Source organism: Aquimarina hainanensis (genome assembly GCF_042684685.1).
GTDB classification, from domain to species: Bacteria; Bacteroidota; Bacteroidia; order Flavobacteriales; family Flavobacteriaceae; genus Aquimarina; species Aquimarina hainanensis.
The window spans coordinates 479,672-498,898 of sequence record NZ_JBHULX010000001.1 but is presented as its reverse complement, the minus strand read 5'-3'; the positions used below and the strand labels follow the sequence as shown (position 1 = coordinate 498,898).

Sequence of the window (19,227 nt, the reverse complement as noted above, 5' to 3'; positions counted from 1 at the left end):
TTCTTTTTTTAAAACGAAAGCCTAATCCCCCAAGACATTGTTTTAGGGAGGTGATAGCCTAAATAATCTCTTGAATCTCTACTATTCAGGTTAAAACCAGAAGTACTTACTACTTCAGGATCCACCCCTGGATATTTCGTCCAAGTCAATAAATTAGTAGAATTTGTATAGATACTAGCACTGCTTATTTTCAATTTTTTAAGTAACCGCCTCGGGATGTGGTACTGAAATGATATATTCTTTAACCTTACAAATGAAGCATCTCCTACATTTGCTGTACTTGGATAACTATACAATCCTCCATATCTATCAAACCTTAATTCTGGATATTTAGTATCCCCTTTACCTGGTTTCCAGGAATTTTCATACATTTCTTTTGTAATATTATTTCCATAATTCACATAAGTGGTAATTCGTTCCAAAGGTGCCCATCTTTTTTCTAGTCCAAAAGAAAATTGAAGATCGACCCCTACTTCAAAATTTCTAAAAATAAATCGATTATTCCACCCGCCATATATATCTGGTTGTATATCTCCTAATACCTTTGCATCTTCTCTATAATTAATCACCCCATCCCCATTTAGATCTACAAACTTTAAATCTCCTACTCTTGCCCCTTCCTGGATTGCATGTTCTTTTATTTCATCTTCATTTTTAAAGATCCCTTCAGCAACCAATCCATATATAGACCCTAATGAAACCCCTTCTTCCAAAAGCGGGCTTAGTGATGGTCCCAGGTTTCCTTCTACAGATTTTATAGTATTCTTAAGAAATGTAACATTAAGCGCACTAATCCATTGTACGTCCTTGTTCCTTAACAATTGAGCCTCTAATGTAACTTCTAAACCTTTGTTCTCCATTGAACTATTAGAACTTTTTAACCGTCTGTTAAAACCAGAAGAAGGAAGATTAGGTAAATACATGATCATCCCTGATGTCAACCTGCTAAAATAATCAGTAGAAAGTGAAAACCTTTTATCAAACAATGAAACATTCATCCCTACATTATATTCTTCTGTTTTCTCCCATCCAATAGCCTTATCTGCTACATTAGCTAATCCTATTCCTGTTTCTCCTCCTATAATAGTTGGACTATCTTCCAGAGGGGAACCATAAAATCTTCTATGCAAGAAATCTGGTAAATTTGCCTTTCCTGTTCGCCCTATAGAAAATCGAAATCGCAAATCATCGATCACATCCATATTATTCATAAATGCTTCATTAGATGTTTGCCAAGACACTCCAATCGAGGGAAAATAAGCCCACCTTTTGTTCGGACCAAACTTAGAATATCCGTCTAGTCTATTTGAAAGCATTACATAATACCGTCGGTCATAATTATAGTTTAATCTTGAGAAATAAGAATGTAGTCTACTCTCTGTCAAATGATCATACGCATTAAAAACCCCTCCTGCCAAACTAATCACATCAGAAAACACATCAGTAGGCAATCCTACATAAATTGCCCCCGTAAGATCCAATCTCCTATAATCAAATGCTGTTCCTATCAATAAGCTTGTATAATGACGAGAAAAAGTTTTCGCATATTGCAGTGTATTATCCCAGGTAGCGTTATACGTTTTTGTCTCATAATCTGTTCGCTGACTATAGGGACGAACTTTATAATACTTATAGCCTTTACTATCAGTAATTGCATATTGCATGGCTGTTCGAAAAGTGACATCTTTAAGAAACGTAAACTTTGCATAGCCATTCCCTATGAAATTAATGGCTTCATCTTTATTTTTAGTGCTATTACCAAAAGCCAGCAGATTAGAATACCTAGCATCCTCATTAAGGCTCCCATCTTTATTTCTGACGGGGATATCGGGTCTGGTCGAGAACACCTGATCCAGAGAAGATAAAAGAGAATAGTTAGAAATGGATGTTTGATAATTAAATCCCCCTCCTAATTTTATCTTATCCGTAAGATCAAAATCGTAATTAGCTCTCAGATTATTTTTGAGATAATCTTCTCCAACAAAAAGCCCTTCTTGCATTGTTTTTCCTAATGAAAAATAATATGTACTTTTCTTACTCCCTCCAACTAAATTAGTGTTAATCTCATGAACATCAGCAGATGAACGGGTGATTTCGTCTTGCCAAGCTACATCTGCATCACCAAAATAACCTTCGTTAACTTTATTTGTTTCTGGATTTACAATTAATGCTGCTAACCCATTATACATATTATGTTTTTGTGTTGCTCTTGCTGCTCCGATCAACATTTCTTTGTATTCTGCGGCATCCAACATTTCATTTTTTCGAATAGGGCTGTTACAAGAATAACGGTAATTAAAAGTTAGTTTTGGTTTTCTGTTCTTCTTTCCTCTTTTGGTTGTAATCAATACCACTCCATTTGCTGCTCTCGAACCGTAAATAGAGGCTGCGGCAGCATCTTTAAGTACATCCACACTTTCTACATCCAATGCTTCTATTAATTCCAAAGGGTGTGTTCTGTATACCCCTCCAAATCCATTATTAAAATAAGCGGGTAAATTATCTTCTACTACTAAGGGGGTACCATCAATAACATACAAAGGTTGATTCGCCCCTCTAAACGAGGTAACTCCTCTAATATTGACAATTGCCCCTGCTCCTGGTTTTCCTGAAACCTGTAAGGCACTTAATCCTGCTATTCTTCCTCCCAGTAAACGATCGAAAGTACTTATTCCCGGGAGCCCCAACTCATCTCCTTTTACCGAGGCAACAGGACTAGTAACATTGTGTTTCTCCATTGAATCATAACCTACCAAAACTACTTTATCCAATGTTGTATCCCCTCTTACCATTTGCACATCAAGACTTGAAGTGCTTTGTACTTCTTTCTCTTTATCTACATATCCCAAATAAGAGAACACCAATATGTCTCCTTTTTTGACAACAATCTCATACTCTCCATCCATTCCGGTAGAGATTCCTCTATGAGTTCCTTTAATGAGTATACTTACACCTAACATAGGAAGTGAATTCTCATCCTGCACTTTCCCTTTTACCTTTATTCGCTCAGTTACTTTCTTTGCAACTCCTTTTGGCTTTATGGTTACATGATGTTTATGAATATGAAAAGTTAGGGATGTGTTTTTTAAAATTCGAGATAAAACAATATCTATTTTTTTATCTTTTACTTTGATACTAAACCGTTTTCCCAGGTCAATATCCTCATCTTTAAAAAAGAATTTATATGACGACTTCCCTTCTATTTCCTTAAAAACCTGTAATAAAGAAACGTCTGTAAGATCAAGACTTATTTTTTCATGGTCGTAACTCGTAGTTGTAGCTGTAACTCTTCCACAAAAAAATAAAAAAATAAAAAAGATATAACGAAAATTCCTAAAGCTTCCTGAAAACATATAAAATTCCTCTCCCGATTGACGATTGTCTTTCTTAGTTTTTAAGAAGTTTATTCTATCACTATTCTAAAAATCAACAACCAAGCACAAAACTAAATTAAATCTTCCTATCTTTTTAACAAAAAACACTTAAATTATTCAATTTCCCTCTGGGAAGTAATCACAATTGTATTATCTTTTAGATGCCATTCGATAGGGGAATAATTCTTAATAACTTCGAGCACATCTAAAATCGATTCCTCTTCTGTATCAAAAACTCCAGTAAATTCGTGATTATCTAGCTCTGGATAATTATTCACTATTTTTACATTATAAAACCGCTCTAGTTTCTTTATGATTTTTTTAAACGCTGTTTTCTTAAAAATTAGACGACCTTTCATCCAGGAAATGTGATCAGATACATCTACATCACTTACAGTAATCTTTTTATTTCCTTTCTGGAAAACACCTTTTTGATTTGGTGTTAACTTTACTCCATTTTTTTCTTTACCTGTTGCATACAAGGCGACTGACCCTTCTACTAACACAGTATTAACTTCCTGATCCTCCGGAAACATTGCCACATTAAACTGAGTACCTAAAACCCTGATATTCATTTGATCTACCTCAACCATAAATGGTTTTTCTTCATCTCTCTTTACATCAAAAAAAGCTTCTCCTTTTAAATATACTTGTCGGTTCTTATTAGCTACAAAATCCACCGGATATTTAAAGGTTGTTCCCGAATTAAGATGGACCAATGTCCCATCTGAAAGCACAACTTTGAAACGTTTCCCTTCTGGCACAACAACTTCATTATACACTACATTTGTAGCTAATTGATCCTCATAAATAATCTTATTCTTTTCTTGCCTCCAGATAATATTTCCTCCCTCTTTATAATCTTGATTCTTCTCTATATCGATCTGTACTATTTCTCCATTTGATTTTTTGAGTAGTACAGGTTTATCTACAACTTTTAAGCCTGAATTAGTAGGATCAGGAATATTGAGCTGCAGATAGCACATATATCCAATCCCAACGAGAGACATAAGAATTGCGGCATATTTAAATACATTTTCATAACGAAACGTAACCACCTTGGTCGCAGATGGAATTGCCTTTTGGTATGCTTCAAGAGCATCAAAGCTATGTAGGCTTTTATTGATGGCACCATCTAACCTAATGTATTCTTCAAATATCTTTTTATGCTCTGCATCATCTAACCACTCCATTAACAGCTCTGATTCCTCCTCTGTTAAGTCATCTGCAAGATATTTATTAATAATTCTCTTTATTGTTTCGTTCATTTTAACTTATTTTATGAAAAAAAATAACTTTTTCACCTATATGACGTTAGTCTCTATTAAATACCCCCAATTTTACAAAAAATAAATCAAGTGGATTTTTCTTTAAATGACGATATCAAATTATTAACCGCCTTAAAGAAGGGGTGTCAAAAAGCATTTAAGTTCATTTACAGTACTTTCTATGAAATTTTATGTGTTTACATCCTTAATTTTACTTCTAACAGAGAAGAGGCTGAAGATATTGTGCAGGATACTTTATTAAAACTCTGGCAAAAAAGAGAATCCATCGTAATAAATACTTCTTTAAAATCGTATCTTTTCCAAGCTGTATACAACAGATTTGTAGACAATTACCGAAGAGAAAAAAAGAGGTATGAGATCCTAGACACAATTCGGTTAAGCGCACTAAATTCTCTCTATACAGAAGAGGAACAGCAGCATGAGAGTCAAAAAATCAAAATATTGCAACAAATTATTGAGCAACTTCCTCCCAAGTGCAAAGAAATATTCCTACTCAGTAAAATGAGGGGGCTAAAATATCAACAAATAGCAGATGAATTAGGAATCTCTATAAAAACGGTAGAAAACCAAATAGGGATTGCATATCAAAAAATCAGAGTTGCTTTAAAAAACTCAAATCTCTCTTTTTGATTTTTCTCTACACCTTATAATGCCTTCTTTTAGGTCTTCCGGGGACTAATAAAAAATGGATATTAATTTCAAGACTTGCACCTTGAGCATTTAGATGCTGATTACCCGGCAAAAAGGAACAATCCTTCTTTTTCCCTTTTTTTCTCTTGAGAAGTTTTTATTTTTACTCGACAAATCTATATTATGACCTTCGCTAAAATATACATATTCGTTATCAGCTTCCTTCTTTGCGGAAGTATTATTGCACAAGAAGCCCCTAAAAAAGAATCTACCTGGAGCATGCTAAAATATGACGGAGTTTCTGTTTTTAAAGGAGTTAAACATGCCTACACGCAACCTTTTAAGTGGAAAGGAAAGGATTTTGCTACCCTAGGTACAATCCTTGTCGGGACTTCTATACTTTATGCTATTGATGAACCGGCTAATGAATATTTCACAAAACAAGAAAAAGACATTCCCCACATTGTTAAGGAGTTTGGCTTTCGTTTTGGAAAACCCTTAGTGAATTACGGTCTTACTTCTGGAGTATATACTCTTGGTCTTTTAACAAAAAATGAAAAAATCAGAAAAACCGGGGTCTTATTAATTGCCTCTGCTACTGCAGGTGGTATTATCCAAACTGTAAGTAAAACATTAGTAGGTCGTGCCAGACCAACAATGAATGAAGGACATGACAGTTTCCGGTTTTACTCTAATGAAGCTGGATACCATTCTTTTCCTTCCGGACATGCGATCCTATCATTTACTACAGCACATGCTATTGCCAAACAGTTCAAAAACCCGTTTATCAAAGGAGGAATCTACGCCGTAGGAATGATTACTCCTGTGTCCAGATTATGGGCAGGGGCACATTGGCTAACAGATGTTAGTCTTGGGATTGTGTTAAGTGTTGTTATTGTCGACGGTATTGACAATTTTTTAAACAAAACAGAACGATACACCTATAATAAAAATAAAGTAAGTATCAAATGGAATTTAAAGCTTACCCCCGGACAGTTAGGAATTGTAGGCACGTTCTAACAAATGTAACCTTTATTCTGTTTCATAAAAAGTGGTAGCATCTGTTAGTAACTGATCTAATACTTGATGTTGATGTGCCATTTCGGCAATATCAAACCCCAAATAATTCTGGAGATCGGAAGCTACTACAGTTCTAAAGGTCTTTATTTTTTCTATTTCAAAATAAAGATAGCCGGTTCTACGAACAAAGAAATCTGATAAGGTAACTACCATTTCATGATGAACACCATACCAAAGCTCTGCCCGAATAAGCTTTTCTATGACTTCTTCATTATTAAAATGGGTTATTTTTTCAAGAATCTTGTCAGCTTGTTTACCATAAGTACTAACCAAATACCAACAAATATATTCATCCTCTACCCCTAAAGACGCCAGTCTTTCTTTTAATTGCATTCGATACAGCACAACTTCTTCTCTGCTTTGTAACGGATAATTGGTTAAAGGAATCTCATCTGTCAATGCTCCTTTTGTCGCTCGATTCCCTATAGAATCATCTATAGAAAATAGTGTATTCATAATCCTCTCTGCCATTTTTCTATATCCTGTCAGTTTCCCTCCTGCAATAGAAACCAAACCTGTTTTAGAAATAAAAATCTCATCTTTTCTTGATAACTCCGAAGGAGTTTTACCTGCTTCGTATACCAGAGGACGTATTCCTGCCCAACTAGAAATGACATCCCTTATTGTTAATTCTGCCAGGGGAAACATCCTATTCACCGCATCGATCAGGTACTTCACATCTTTTCTAGTAATCACAATACGTTTCAGGCTGGCGGTATATACTGTATCTGTAGTACCTATATACGTTACCTTTCCTCTTGGAATTGCAAAAATCATTCTACCATCATCCACATCAAAATAGATCGCTTGTCTAAGTAATAATTTATCTCTGGGAATCACAATATGAACTCCCTTACTCAATTGCAATGTCTTTTCTTTTTTTGAAGTATCCAACTGTTTGATTACATCACTCCAGGGACCTGTAGCCGATACAAAAAATCTGGCACTAATCATCAACTTTTCATTTGTGATATGATCCAAACAATGTGCTGTATCCATATTCCCTTCTTCGGTATATCCAAAAGAAACTACTTCGCAATAATTCAACACCTCTGCTCCAAGAACATGTGCTTTTTTAAGCAATTCAATCGTCAATCTTGCATCATCAGTCCTGTATTCTGCGTAATACCCTCCTCCTTGAAGTCCTTCTTTTTTTAATAAAGGCTCTTGCTCTATAGTCTCTGATACACTTAACATTTTCCTTCGGTCATTTCCCGACACATCTGCTAAAAAGTCATATACTTTTAGTCCGATAGCAGTCATCAATTTCCCATAGGTTCCTCCTTCATAAAGAGGAAGTAACATTTTTTCTGGTACTACCAAATGCGGAGCTAGTTTATGTACAATAGCTCTTTCTCTTCCCGATTCCCGAACCAATCCAATCTCCAGTTGTTTCAGGTACCTAAGTCCTCCATGAATCAATTTAGTTGATTTATTACTAGTACCAGAAGCAAAATCATTTTTCTCTATCAGACACACAGATAATCCTCTGGAAATGGCATCCAGCGCTATCCCTGCTCCTGTCACCCCTCCTCCAATAATAACGACATCAAACAACCGAGATGTGACTCGCTTTAATTGAGATGCCCGCTCATGTACTGAGAACTGTCTTTTATTTTTCATTAAAAATACTACTATAAACCATCGAACAATGCCACACTAATCTAAGTAAAATATATCAAATCTTCTTTTTCTTTTTTGGAGACAGTGCTTCTTAAAAAATAAATGCTTTTGTTTGTTTTAGAAAAGCTTTTTAATCATTTTAGCTTTTATTAAAATATTAAAGTAATTTTATTGTAAGCATATAGAAGTTTAACGACAGAATATATATGCCTGTAATTAATAAAGAACGCAGCATGTCAAAAACATATTATGATCCCGCAGATTTACGAAAGTTTGGAAAAATAACAGAATGGAGCGAAGAGCTGGGAAAAAAATTCTTCGATTATTATGGAAAGGTATTCGAAGAAGGAGCTTTAAGCGCCCGTGAAAAATCTTTGATTGCACTCGCTGTTTCTCATGTAGTAAAATGTCCTTATTGTATTGATGCATATACCAAAGATGGGTTACAACGAGGAATCACCAAAGAAGAAATGATGGAAGCTGTTCATGCTGGTGCTGCTATCGAAAGCGGCGCTACCTTAGTACATGGAGTGCAAATGATGAAAAAATATGACAAACTATCTATGTAAGTTTACTTTTTAGGATCATTAGTATCACCTAAGAATTAAATATATGACCAAGTCCCTGAAGAAAAGAAATAATGAATTAGCAAATTCTCATAGACAACTGGAAATTCTGAGTAATGGGATTTTTCAAAATGGAGAACTTCCCAAATTTGCAGATCAGATTGCAAAAACGGGACATTTCCCTTTACGCCCTAAAAAACTGGAAATCCTGCAAATTAATGTTGGATATATGTGTAACCAGGTTTGCGAACACTGTCATGTGGATGCTGGTCCTGATCGCAAGGAAATTATGACCAGAGAAACAATGCAGCAATGTATTGATGTCATAAAAAACACAGGAGCTCATACCCTGGATCTTACCGGAGGAGCTCCTGAGATGAACCCTAATTTTAGGTGGTTTGTAGAAGAAGCAAGTAAAGCAGGAATTAAAGATTTTATTGTCCGTAGTAATCTGACGATTATCAGAGCTAATAAAAAATATTACGACCTTCCTGATTTTTTCAAAAAATATAACATTCATGTTGTTTCTTCTATGCCTCACTGGACCAAAGGAAAAACAGATAAACAGCGAGGGAATGGCGTTTTTAACAAGTCTATTGAGGCCTTACTGGAACTCAATAAAAGAGGATATGGGATGCCTGATAGTTCTTTAAAGTTAGACTTGGTATACAATCCTTCTGGGGCTTTTCTTCCTGGAGACCAAATGGCTATGGAAAAAGATTTCAAAAAAGCATTATTTGATGATTTTGGAATTCATTTTCATAATCTTTTTGCTATTACCAATCTTCCAATCAGTCGATTTCTGGATTATCTTATTGCTTCTGATAATTATGAAGACTATATGTATCAATTAGTCGATGCATATAATCCTACGGCAGTAGAAAATGTCATGTGTACTAATACTATTTCTGTCAGTTGGGATGGGTGGCTATACGACTGTGATTTTAATCAAATGCTGGGTCTCAAAGTCAATAGTAAAATAAAGCATATTAGTGAATATAACGAAGATATCCTTCTCGATCGGGATATCATTATCTCGCAGCACTGTTACGGGTGTACTGCCGGTGCAGGAAGCAGCTGTCAGGGAACTGTCGCATAACACCTAAGTACATGAGATCAACAACGTACTATATATTTATTGGCTGTCTGTTTGCCAGTTATTTTATAACTGCACAGACATCACTACAACAACTATTGGATCAACATACTAAAAACAGTATTCCTTTTATCTCTGTAGAAGAAGTTGCACAGAAAACTGACCATTTTATTTTACTTGATGCAAGGGAGGAAAAAGAGTTTGAGATCAGCCACCTCAAAAATGCAATCCATGTTGGGTATGATCATTTTATTATAGATACAATTACAAAGAAAAAATTTTCAAAAGATAGTCCGATTGTGGTATATTGTAGTTTAGGCATCCGATCTGAGCGAATTGCTGAAAAACTAAAAAAACAAGGATATAAAAACATTTTTAATTTATACGGAGGAATTTTTGAGTGGAAGAACAAAAACTTTCCCGTTGTAAATAAACATGAACAAGAAACCGACTCCATTCATGTATTCTCAAAGGAATGGGGAAAATGGCTTCTGAAAGGAAAAAAAAAACATTGATCTTGAAAGAAAAAAACTTACTTCTCATATTTACCAGAAATCCCGAATTAGGGAAATGCAAAACGAGGTTAGCTGCTACTATTGGAGACCACGCAGCACTGGAAGTATATAAATTCTTATTGAATCATACTGTATCAATTACAGAAAAACTCTCTGCGGATAAAGCTGTATATTACTCAGAAAAAATACGAGATAACGATATCTGGTCCACAGCGTCTTATATCAAATACAAACAAAACGGGGTCGATTTAGGGGCTCGGATGCTTGCTGCTTTTCAAGAAGGATTCGCCAATGGTTATCAACATATTATTATCATAGGAAGTGATATATACGACCTCCAGCAACACGATATAGAGAAAGCATTCTTATCTTTAAAAAAGCATGACTATGTAATCGGTCCTGCCAAAGACGGAGGATATTACCTGCTGGGGATGAACAAATTAACCCCCTCTCTTTTTAGCCGTAAAACATGGGGTACAGATTCCGTACTAAAAGACACCTTGCTCGACTTACAAAACGAAGCTGTTAAAATACTAGAAGAACGAAATGACATCGATTATTATGAAGATATCGAAGGTATTGACGTTTTTCAACAACTTATACAAAAAATAAAAAAATGATTAAACAAATAAAAGAAACCACCGAATACCTCTTAGAAAAAGGTTTTGAAAACCCAGAAATAGGAATTATTCTCGGAACCGGATTAGGGCAGCTGATCAATAATATTGAAATCATTAAAGAAGTAAGCTATAATCATATTCCTAACTTTCCTACGGCAACCGTAGAATTCCATAAGGGAAAACTTATTTACGGAATATTAGAAGGGAAAAAGATAGTTGTTATGCAGGGGCGTTTTCATCTATATGAAGGATATACCCTTCAGGATGTCACATATCCAGTGCGTATCATGCACCGATTAGGAATCAAAACGTTATTAGTTTCTAATGCTTCAGGAGCGATCAATCTCGATTTCAAAAAAGGAGAATTAATGCTTATTGATGACCATATCAATCTACAGGGAGGATCTCCGCTGGCTTTTAAAGGGGTAGAAGAATTAGGAACGCGGTTTACCGATATGAGTGCCCCTTATGACCTGCATATCAATCAACATCTGGAAGCGATTGCCAGAGAACATAATATCACCCTTCACAAAGGAGTATATGCTTCTGTATTAGGACCGCAGTTAGAGACAAGAGCTGAATACAGATACCTGAGAACTATTGGTGCTGATGCTGTAGGAATGAGTACTGTACCTGAAGTTATCGTGGCCAACCATCTCAACCTACCGGTATCTGCTATTTCTGTACTTACAGATGAGTGCGATCCTGATAACTTACAAGCTGTAAATATCGAAGAAATTATTGCTATGGCAGCGAAGGCGGAACCTGTAATGATTACACTCTTTAGAGAAGTAATTAAAAAATTATAACTCGTATTTATTCTCTTAAAAGCGCTTTATTTTATATCTAATTTACTACGTACTATATGAATAACTATTTAGACACCACAAAAGATGTATACAAACAGGCAGCCTTAACCCCTGATGTGGGATTATGCTGTACTACAAACCCTATATGGGAACTACCTGGATTAAAAATCCCTAAAATCATGCAAGAGATGAATTATGGTTGTGGTAGTACAGTAAATGCCCGAGACCTGACAAACAATCCAAAAATATTGTATGTAGGAGTTGGTGGCGGGATGGAATTGCTTCAATTCTCTTACTTTTCTCGTCAAAAAGGAGGAGTTATCGGTGTCGATGTTGTACAGGAAATGTTAGATGCTTCTAAAAAGAACTTTATTGAAGCAGAAAAGCAGAATGAATGGTTTAAAAGTGATTTTGTCGATCTAAAATACGGAGATGCATTAAACCTACCTGTTGATGATAATAGTATTGATGTAGCTGCTCAAAACTGCCTTTTCAATATCTTTAAAGCAGAAGATCTAAAAAAAGCCCTAGAAGAAATGTATCGGGTTTTAAAACCTCATGGTCGGTTAGTTATGAGTGATCCTACATGCGAACAACCTATGAATGAAGCGCTTCGCAATGATGAAAAACTGAGAGCATTATGTCTCAGCGGTAGTATTCCCATTGCCGATTATGTTAAGGCATTAACCGATATTGGATTCGGAACTATCGAAATAAGAGCTAGAAAACCTTATCGTATTCTAGATCCGGTTCACTACAACACAGAAGAACTCATCTATATAGAATCTATAGAGGTTGCTGCGATTAAAGATCCTATGCCTGCTGATGGTCCTTGTGTTTTTACCGGAAAAACTGCTATTTATTATGGGGCTGAAGACTATTTCGATGATAAAAAAGGACACGTACTCCTCAAAAATCAACCACTAGCTATCTGTGATAAAACTGCAAAAGCTCTTGCTAATCTACAGAGAAATGACATCTATATCAGTGATGCTACGTATCATTACGATGGCGGAGGCTGTTGTTAAAAAAAATGAATAGAATGTTGATTATCACACAATAATATCAAAAAATCAACATTCTATTATTTGATATTTTTTAACATTTATAAAATACTATTAAAACCACCACAATTACTTTTAATTTATTAACCAACCACTGTATCATAATGACAGTGATATTACACAAATCAACATATGACACTAAGCATTTTATTTATTGCTGCATGCTTTCTGGCATTCAGTAATGGAGCAAATGATAACTTTAAAGGAGTCGCAACCCTTTTCGGTAGCGGAACAACTGATTACAAAAAAGCAATTAACTGGGCGACACTAACCACTCTTGCCGGATCTATTGCTGCTGTTTTTCTGGCTGAAGAACTAGTCAAAAACTTTTCTGGAAAAGGTTTAGTACCTCAGGAACTTATACAAACTCCTGTATTTGCTATTTCTATTGCTATGGGAGCTGCTATTACAGTATACATTGCTACCAAAATAGGAATGCCTATTTCTACAACACATAGTTTAGTCGGCGCCTTATTCGGAACAGGAGTTATAGCAGTAGGAAGTGAATTTAACTTTCAAAAACTGGGCAATACCTTCCTAATGCCATTAATTGCGAGTCCTCTAATTGCTGCTATTCTTAGTTTAGTCTGTTATTTTATACTCCATTCCGGAAGAAAAATATGTCGTATTACCACAGAAGAAAACGAAGGTGCTATTACTACATATCAAGGGAATTTTCTCTCGCTTTCTATTCAAAAAATAGTGGACTTCTTCCATTATATAAGTTCTGGTGTTGTCAGTTTTGCCAGAGGTCTTAATGACACCCCTAAAATTGTCGGTTTATTACTTATTATCAAAGTTCTGGATATTCAATGGAGCATGATTGCTATCGCTGTAACCATGGCGATTGGTGGACTAGCAAAAGCTAAAAAAGTTGGAGAAACAATGAGTAAAAAAATAACTCCTATGAATGCAGGGCAGGGATTAACTGCAAATATGATTACCGGCTTACTCGTAACTACAGCTAGTATTCATGGTCTCCCTGTTTCGACAACTCATGTGTCTGTTGGGGCAATCTTCGGTATAGGGACATTGACTAAAAAAGCTGATCTGAAAACAATTTCTAAGATTGTATTATCATGGGTTCTTACCTTACCTATTGCAGCATTGCTTAGCGGTTCTTTATTTCTACTTTTAAGAATGATTTGTTACTAACAAAAAAGTTTAGTTGTTTAAACACGAACTAAACTTTTTCGTTATTATTTTGGTCAATAATTCTTTTCTAAGACTTCCTTTAGTATTACAAAATACACTCCCTACTCTAGACTATGTCTGTCTATACTCTTTGCTAAACTTTTTAATAAGTATGACGGAAAGTAATAATTCTATAAGGGCAAGTATTACAATGACAAAAAGTGCTAATAAGTAACCATAAATATCAATAACAACTCCTGATATCGCAGAAAAAAGATATAATCCTATAAAATAGGAAAAAGAAAAATAGCTCAGTACATCTTTATGAATCTGCGGAGAAGATAATAACAATGCTAAATCCTGTATAATTGGATACACTAACCCATATGCCATTCCAAATAGAGAAGAGGCTAGTACATAAATCAAAACATCTTCTTCTGCAAAAAAGAATAAGACCAAAGAGATGACCATAAAAAGAAGAAAAAACGTATTTGTATAATACCTATTTAATTTCGCAATATAAGCACTCAATAAAAGACGAGACAAAACCATTGACAATGAAAATGACAAAAAGAAATAGAAATAATTTACCCCGAGTTCTTTTGAAAAAACTGTTTGAAAATTAGACATTAAAGATAAGGTACAAGCACCTAAAAATACCATTAACAAAGGATATATATATCCTTTTTTCTTTTCATCAGTAATCATCTTATCTTTAGGGTTTATTTTTTCAGAATCCTTTACAGCTACATTGTTAGAGATTGAAAGAAATAAAAATGCTGCACAAAATGAGCACACCCCCCCTGTAATTGCAAAAACGATAAAATAGTTAATATTTTCTCCATAAATGATGTCTATCACAATAGGCGCTAAACTAATTCCAATAACATTAAAAGCAGACAAATATCCAAACAATGTGACTCTATTATCAGAATTATCACTATAAGCCATCAACATAATCGGGGACACATTGTAGTAAATTCCCCAACCGATTCCTGTAAATGCTGATGCGATAAAATAAAAAACATCAACTTGATGATACGTTCCAAATATTATAACTCCTATTGAAAAAAAAAGTGCTCCTACAAAAAGTAAATAATTTCCAGAATATTGATAAACAAGCCTTTTCGTAAAAAGAATAGAAACCATTGCCCCAATACCAGTTATAGCGAACAGGTAACCTGCAGTAGCCGTATCTCCATTTAGTGACTTTATATAAATCGGCATAATAAAAAGAGTCCCATATGCTATGGAAATTAAAATAGCTGCTATAAAAATTTTTAAAATATTGCTTTTTGTTTCCGAATGTTTCATTTGTATCCTAGTTTTTCAATTATTTTTAGCCCCGTAGCTGGAGCATACCGAACTCCTCCTCCAGAGGTCCCTCTTACATAAATCGCTTCATTTTTCTCCACCTTTATTTCCTTTTGATCAGAATAATTATCCGCAAAAACAATCGCCTCTCCTATATACTCATCCAAAGCATTCGTGTACTTGTTCAAGACTTTTTTAGCCATTACAAAGTCTTCTGATGTTACTGTGATTTTCTTATCTGGATCTATACCCCATTCTGTAGAAGTGATAGACAAAAGCCACTTTTTTTCTTTATGTAGAGGTAATAAAAAAGCTTCATCATCTAAAAATATAAATGCACAATCATTTTTTTCTGGTTCTATATTTATAGAAAAAGCACATACTTTTTTGTTCCTACTTATTTTTTTATTCGGTTCGAAAGTATTTAGGAAAGGACCTGTCGACACAATAACATCCTTTGACTCATATATTGCTGAAAGATGGGTAATTATCTGAAAGTAATCTCCTTTTTTACTAAACTCTGTAACATATGTCTGTGTATTTATATCTAATCCATTCGCTGTTAGATTATTTGCTAATTTCTCACAATACGACCTAGCATCTACATATGAACCATCCCCTTTCCCTATATAGAAAGAGCCTCCAATTTCTTTCTTAAAAAAATGACTAATAGAACCAGCAGGAACTGTAGATGTATCATTAAGGTGTCCTGCAGGTTTACAATATTTCTCTATAAGACTCTTTCTATCTTCAGTCATATAAACAACATCTATAGTATCAGGTAATACATACCCTACTTCCTTTGCCAAAGTTTTTATAAGTGTACTGGATGTTTTATAGGACTGCTTTGCCTGATCAGAGATAGACAAAGGTGGATTAAAGCCAGCAGAATAATAGGATGTTCCTTGTCCGATCTCCTGTTTCTCTATTAATAACATCTTCTTATCAGGGAATCTTTTATGAATTAAATTTGCTGTTGTTAATCCTGTAATTCCCATACCTATTATTGCAATATCGTATTTCATATGACATTCCAATATAGAGAGGTTATAATAAGGTCTTCTTCTCCTGTGTTGACTACTGAATGTTTTTCGCCACTTTCGATATAAAGAATATCAAACCTATTTAATGTTATTTTTTTATCCTCAAAAATCACTTCTCCTTTACCTCCAACAATCATCCATATTTCAGCTACTTTATGCTGATCTACAGGAGTATTCAATTTCGGAGGAACAATAAAAATAGAGCTACTAACCGGACAGGAAATATCAGATAAAAGATGCTCGTGAAGTGATATTCCTCCGTCTAGATTTTCAGTAATTTTTTTTTCTATTAACTTCATATCTTAAAAAATAAATGAGTGAGCGTTTAAATCTTTATAAAAGTCATATCCGATAATACTATTTATAATAATCGCACTTCTTCTAGAACTTAGTGATAAGTTAGGGTCTGATAATCCATGTGTATGAATAGCTCCATTTTGTATATAAACAGAACATTCATCTTGATGCTTCCAATTAACACTATAATCAGAGTTAATCAAAAAATTGTCTTCATCTCTATTAAAAAGACATTTGATTTTTTCGAGATAAGAAGGAGTCTTATACTTATAACCTGTACAAAAAATAACAACGTCTGAAGTAATTTTCTTAGTCTCCTCTTTTGTTCTCATTTCTAGAACATATTGTTTATTGTCCTTATACACTTTTTTCAAGGTATGCCCTATCAATAAATTACTTCTCGTTTTAGCTTCTTTCTTTATATACCTTTCTTTATATAGGCTTTGGTAAATTTCAACCAAAGTTTGCTCAGAAACTCCATTATTAGCAAAATTATACGTGGAAAGAAGTTGCTTCTTTTCTTCTTCACTACTATTGTAGAAATACTCAGCAAATCCTGGATTAAATATCTCGTTAACAAATGGGGAGTCATCTAATTGGAATATATTATCACTTTCGGTAATCCAATTAATTTTTTCAGGTGCATTCGTCTTTTGATTGATCAAATCCAAAAATATCTCAGCTCCACTTTGCCCACTTCCTATTACAGACACTGTTTTCCCCGAAAAATCATGACTTTTGTACATATATTCTGAACTGGAAAACAAGCTATTTTTATCTACTTTTAATTGATCATCAAAAACCTCTGGTATTACTGGTGAAAGCCCTGTAGAAAGAACTAAATTATTTGTTCTGTACTTCTCTTTATCAGTTTCAATCTCCAGCCAACCATTTTTGTAATCAACTTCTCTCACTAAGGTATCTTGCTCTACATTATCTAAACTAGACAATACCCAAGATAGATAGTCACTATATTCCTCTCTATTAACACTTCCAAAATTGGCTGTTATAAATTGATATAATCGATTATTTACAGATAAATAATTGACAAACGAAAAAGGGTTGGTAGCATCTACTAAGGTCACCAAGTCTTTGAGGTAAGATATTTGCATTTTAGCATCAGGAATTAACATCCCTCCATGCCATTCAAAATTAGATTTTCTTTCCAGTATTTTTCCTTTTAATCCTGGAACAGTTGACGATAACGCTCCAAGGCTCAAACCAGATGGGCCTGCACCTATACAAATAAAATCTAGGTCTTTCATGATCTATAATATGTGTTTTTTTAAATTAAGTATGTGAATTGATATACTATGGGGTATAGTAGTATCTTTTAGTTTATACAAGAATCAAATCATTTGATATTCGCTTGTAAAAATCCCCAGAAAGCACAGTAGGCATAATCGGATTTGATAGTTCTTTAAATGATTCGAACCACTGTTTTTTATAGGTATCCTCAATAGATAAATACATATCCATCCAGTCTATTACGATTTTAGAAGCTTTCTTCCCGTTATAGCTTTCTGGCATTAAATGATGTGTTATTTTTTTCTTCGATTCTATATATTGTCTTTTCAAGGCAGAAGAACTTTTTGCTTCCTTGTGATTCAACGCTTTATAATCCATAAAAAAATCCATGTAATGATTATAAAAACTGACGAATTTGGAAACATTAAAGTCATTAGCATCTATATCTGCGTTTTCCTTAAGCAGGAATAATCTCAAAAAGCCTTTATCTATTTTTTCATCCAGGGTGTCACACCATATAGCATGCCCTTTTGATGTAGAAAACTTTTCTCCATTCAATAACAAAAAATGATTATCAAGGATTACGTCAAATGTTTTATAAACTTCTCCGTAATCAAATACTCTTTTTATTACATCTAATATTTCTTTGTTATCGAATCCCAGACTTATTACTGTATCAATATTGCTCTCCTTATTAAAAGGGTTTTCAGATAATCCATATTTTTCTCTACAACGTTCTCCCAACCAGATAAAATATGAAAAACCATCACAATATGGATTAATGTGTCTAATATTATCATGTTGTATACCCCAGTGTTCCTTAGGAGAAGGAGATGTAACTCTATACATATTCTTTTTACTCCCTTCTGACATTTCTAAAAAATAGTTCTGAACCTTCTTTAACTCAAAAGTATCACAAACATGAGATGGGTAGCTGTTTTTAATATTCTCAGGAAGTATACTAACTCCACATGATTCACATATAAATCCCCTCATACCAGTACCACAATCCGGACACTCCCCACAAATAATACTCGGCGGCAAAAAGCCATATGTTGCATCATAAGGATGCTTCTCTTCATATAAAAAACAAGCATTGTTAATGAAGTTACCAAAAACAGCATCTGAAAAAAAATGTAATTGTTTTATAAACTCTGGATTATCTGCTGGATTAACAAACTCGTCAAAAACAATATCTAGATTCTCAAAAGAACGAAGTATTTTTTTATAGTTTTTTGTACATATCTCCTTTGGAGTCATCGACTCTATAAAAGACTGAAGTAATACAAAAGATTCTGTAAAATGTACTCCTGAATAACAATACGCCTGCATATTATTATTGATTACATTGCGTCTTATAACATCCATTTTGAGATAAGGTCCCGCAATATGTCCAAGATGCAAAGCCCCGTTAGGAGTAGGCATAATTGGGCTAAGAAAATATGTTTTCATTTTCTGAAGTTTAGGTTTTAAGAGATTTAGGCAAGCTTTTAAAAATTTGGTTAAGCTTTAAAAAACTCGACGT

At 34.3% G+C, this 19,227-nt stretch carries 17 protein-coding genes; 9 read left to right on the top strand and 8 right to left on the bottom strand.

Features of this window, described 5'->3' with window-relative positions; translation table 11 throughout:
- Positions 1-8 precede the first annotated feature (8 nt).
- Positions 9-3,353, bottom strand: coding sequence for a SusC/RagA family TonB-linked outer membrane protein (locus tag ACFSTE_RS02230; protein ID WP_378258268.1), 3,345 nt, complete (start codon positions 3,351-3,353; stop codon positions 9-11).
- Between the two features lie 134 nt (positions 3,354-3,487).
- A complete protein-coding gene (locus ACFSTE_RS02225) occupies positions 3,488-4,642 on the bottom strand; it encodes a FecR family protein (protein WP_378258266.1) in 1,155 nt (384 codons plus the stop codon).
- Between the two features lie 90 nt (positions 4,643-4,732).
- On the opposite strand from ACFSTE_RS02225, the gene ACFSTE_RS02220 reads away from it, so the two are divergent.
- Positions 4,733-5,293 carry an RNA polymerase sigma factor gene (locus ACFSTE_RS02220; RefSeq protein WP_176027766.1) on the top strand — a complete coding sequence of 187 codons (561 nt, stop codon included), beginning with the start codon at positions 4,733-4,735 and terminating at the stop codon, positions 5,291-5,293.
- Between the two features lie 183 nt (positions 5,294-5,476).
- Positions 5,477-6,313 (top strand): phosphatase PAP2 family protein, encoded by an 837-nt coding sequence (locus tag ACFSTE_RS02215; RefSeq protein ID WP_378258264.1) that lies wholly within the window; start codon positions 5,477-5,479, stop codon positions 6,311-6,313.
- 12 nt (positions 6,314-6,325) lie between these two features.
- On the opposite strand, the gene ACFSTE_RS02210 is transcribed toward ACFSTE_RS02215, so the two are convergent.
- Complete coding sequence (locus ACFSTE_RS02210) at positions 6,326-7,996, bottom strand: glycerol-3-phosphate dehydrogenase/oxidase (protein WP_378258262.1); 1,671 nt, start codon at positions 7,994-7,996, stop codon at positions 6,326-6,328.
- 233 nt (positions 7,997-8,229) lie between these two features.
- On the opposite strand from ACFSTE_RS02210, the gene ACFSTE_RS02205 reads away from it, so the two are divergent.
- From ACFSTE_RS02205 to ACFSTE_RS02175, 7 genes are all read left to right on the top strand, one after another.
- Positions 8,230-8,565 carry an arsenosugar biosynthesis-associated peroxidase-like protein gene (locus ACFSTE_RS02205; protein ID WP_176027769.1) on the top strand — a complete coding sequence of 112 codons (336 nt, stop codon included), beginning with the start codon at positions 8,230-8,232 and terminating at the stop codon, positions 8,563-8,565.
- A gap of 43 nt (positions 8,566-8,608) precedes the next feature.
- Complete coding sequence (gene arsS / locus ACFSTE_RS02200) at positions 8,609-9,661, top strand: arsenosugar biosynthesis radical SAM (seleno)protein ArsS (protein ID WP_176027770.1); 1,053 nt, start codon at positions 8,609-8,611, stop codon at positions 9,659-9,661.
- An 11-nt stretch (positions 9,662-9,672) separates the two neighbouring features.
- On the top strand, positions 9,673-10,173 hold the full coding sequence (locus tag ACFSTE_RS02195; RefSeq protein ID WP_378258260.1) for a rhodanese-like domain-containing protein: 501 nt from the start codon (positions 9,673-9,675) through the stop codon (positions 10,171-10,173).
- Complete coding sequence (locus ACFSTE_RS02190; protein WP_378258258.1) at positions 10,143-10,793, top strand: TIGR04282 family arsenosugar biosynthesis glycosyltransferase; 651 nt, start codon at positions 10,143-10,145, stop codon at positions 10,791-10,793. Before ACFSTE_RS02195 ends, ACFSTE_RS02190 begins: the two co-directional genes overlap by 31 nt.
- Complete coding sequence (locus ACFSTE_RS02185) at positions 10,790-11,602, top strand: purine-nucleoside phosphorylase (protein ID WP_378258256.1); 813 nt, start codon at positions 10,790-10,792, stop codon at positions 11,600-11,602. Before ACFSTE_RS02190 ends, ACFSTE_RS02185 begins: the two co-directional genes overlap by 4 nt.
- Before the next feature lie 56 nt (positions 11,603-11,658).
- Positions 11,659-12,630 (top strand): arsenosugar biosynthesis arsenite methyltransferase ArsM, encoded by a 972-nt coding sequence (gene arsM, locus ACFSTE_RS02180; RefSeq protein WP_176027774.1) that lies wholly within the window; start codon positions 11,659-11,661, stop codon positions 12,628-12,630.
- A gap of 168 nt (positions 12,631-12,798) precedes the next feature.
- Positions 12,799-13,821, top strand: coding sequence for an inorganic phosphate transporter (locus tag ACFSTE_RS02175; protein WP_378258254.1), 1,023 nt, complete (start codon positions 12,799-12,801; stop codon positions 13,819-13,821).
- Between the two features lie 111 nt (positions 13,822-13,932).
- Here the strand turns inward: ACFSTE_RS02175 and ACFSTE_RS02170 are convergent, their stop codons facing one another.
- From ACFSTE_RS02170 to ACFSTE_RS02150, 5 genes are all read right to left on the bottom strand, one after another.
- Positions 13,933-15,114: an MFS transporter gene (locus ACFSTE_RS02170; protein WP_176027776.1), complete on the bottom strand. Its 1,182-nt coding sequence runs from the start codon at positions 15,112-15,114 to the stop codon at positions 13,933-13,935.
- Entirely contained in the window at positions 15,111-16,139 is a 1,029-nt protein-coding gene (locus tag ACFSTE_RS02165) for an FAD-dependent oxidoreductase (protein WP_378258252.1), read from the bottom strand. The genes ACFSTE_RS02170 and ACFSTE_RS02165 overlap by 4 nt, the downstream gene beginning before the upstream one ends.
- Positions 16,136-16,456: a cupin domain-containing protein gene (locus ACFSTE_RS02160; protein WP_176027778.1), complete on the bottom strand. Its 321-nt coding sequence runs from the start codon at positions 16,454-16,456 to the stop codon at positions 16,136-16,138. The genes ACFSTE_RS02165 and ACFSTE_RS02160 overlap by 4 nt, the downstream gene beginning before the upstream one ends.
- Positions 16,457-16,459: 3 nt before the next feature.
- Entirely contained in the window at positions 16,460-17,719 is a 1,260-nt protein-coding gene (locus ACFSTE_RS02155) for a lysine N(6)-hydroxylase/L-ornithine N(5)-oxygenase family protein (RefSeq protein WP_378258250.1), read from the bottom strand.
- A 73-nt stretch (positions 17,720-17,792) separates the two neighbouring features.
- Positions 17,793-19,154 (bottom strand): class I tRNA ligase family protein, encoded by a 1,362-nt coding sequence (locus ACFSTE_RS02150; RefSeq protein ID WP_378258248.1) that lies wholly within the window; start codon positions 19,152-19,154, stop codon positions 17,793-17,795.
- Between the last annotated feature and the right edge of the window lie 73 nt (positions 19,155-19,227).

Excerpts from the sequence above, each read along its gene's own strand:
- ACFSTE_RS02230 (WP_378258268.1), bottom strand. The coding sequence starts at position 3,353 with ATGTTTTCAGGAAGCTTTAGGAATTTTCGTTATATCTTTTTTATTTTT.
- ACFSTE_RS02225 (WP_378258266.1), bottom strand. The coding sequence starts at position 4,642 with ATGAACGAAACAATAAAGAGAATTATTAATAAATATCTTGCAGATGAC.
- ACFSTE_RS02215 (WP_378258264.1), top strand. The coding sequence starts at position 5,477 with ATGACCTTCGCTAAAATATACATATTCGTTATCAGCTTCCTTCTTTGC.
- ACFSTE_RS02210 (WP_378258262.1), bottom strand. The coding sequence starts at position 7,996 with ATGAAAAATAAAAGACAGTTCTCAGTACATGAGCGGGCATCTCAATTA.
- ACFSTE_RS02205 (WP_176027769.1), top strand. The coding sequence starts at position 8,230 with ATGTCAAAAACATATTATGATCCCGCAGATTTACGAAAGTTTGGAAAA.
- arsS (WP_176027770.1), top strand. The coding sequence starts at position 8,609 with ATGACCAAGTCCCTGAAGAAAAGAAATAATGAATTAGCAAATTCTCAT.
- ACFSTE_RS02195 (WP_378258260.1), top strand. The coding sequence starts at position 9,673 with ATGAGATCAACAACGTACTATATATTTATTGGCTGTCTGTTTGCCAGT.
- ACFSTE_RS02190 (WP_378258258.1), top strand. The coding sequence starts at position 10,143 with ATGGCTTCTGAAAGGAAAAAAAAAACATTGATCTTGAAAGAAAAAAAC.
- ACFSTE_RS02185 (WP_378258256.1), top strand. The coding sequence starts at position 10,790 with ATGATTAAACAAATAAAAGAAACCACCGAATACCTCTTAGAAAAAGGT.
- arsM (WP_176027774.1), top strand. The coding sequence starts at position 11,659 with ATGAATAACTATTTAGACACCACAAAAGATGTATACAAACAGGCAGCC.
- ACFSTE_RS02175 (WP_378258254.1), top strand. The coding sequence starts at position 12,799 with ATGACACTAAGCATTTTATTTATTGCTGCATGCTTTCTGGCATTCAGT.
- ACFSTE_RS02170 (WP_176027776.1), bottom strand. The coding sequence starts at position 15,114 with ATGAAACATTCGGAAACAAAAAGCAATATTTTAAAAATTTTTATAGCA.
- ACFSTE_RS02165 (WP_378258252.1), bottom strand. The coding sequence starts at position 16,139 with ATGAAATACGATATTGCAATAATAGGTATGGGAATTACAGGATTAACA.
- ACFSTE_RS02160 (WP_176027778.1), bottom strand. The coding sequence starts at position 16,456 with ATGAAGTTAATAGAAAAAAAAATTACTGAAAATCTAGACGGAGGAATA.
- ACFSTE_RS02155 (WP_378258250.1), bottom strand. The coding sequence starts at position 17,719 with ATGAAAGACCTAGATTTTATTTGTATAGGTGCAGGCCCATCTGGTTTG.
- ACFSTE_RS02150 (WP_378258248.1), bottom strand. The coding sequence starts at position 19,154 with ATGAAAACATATTTTCTTAGCCCAATTATGCCTACTCCTAACGGGGCT.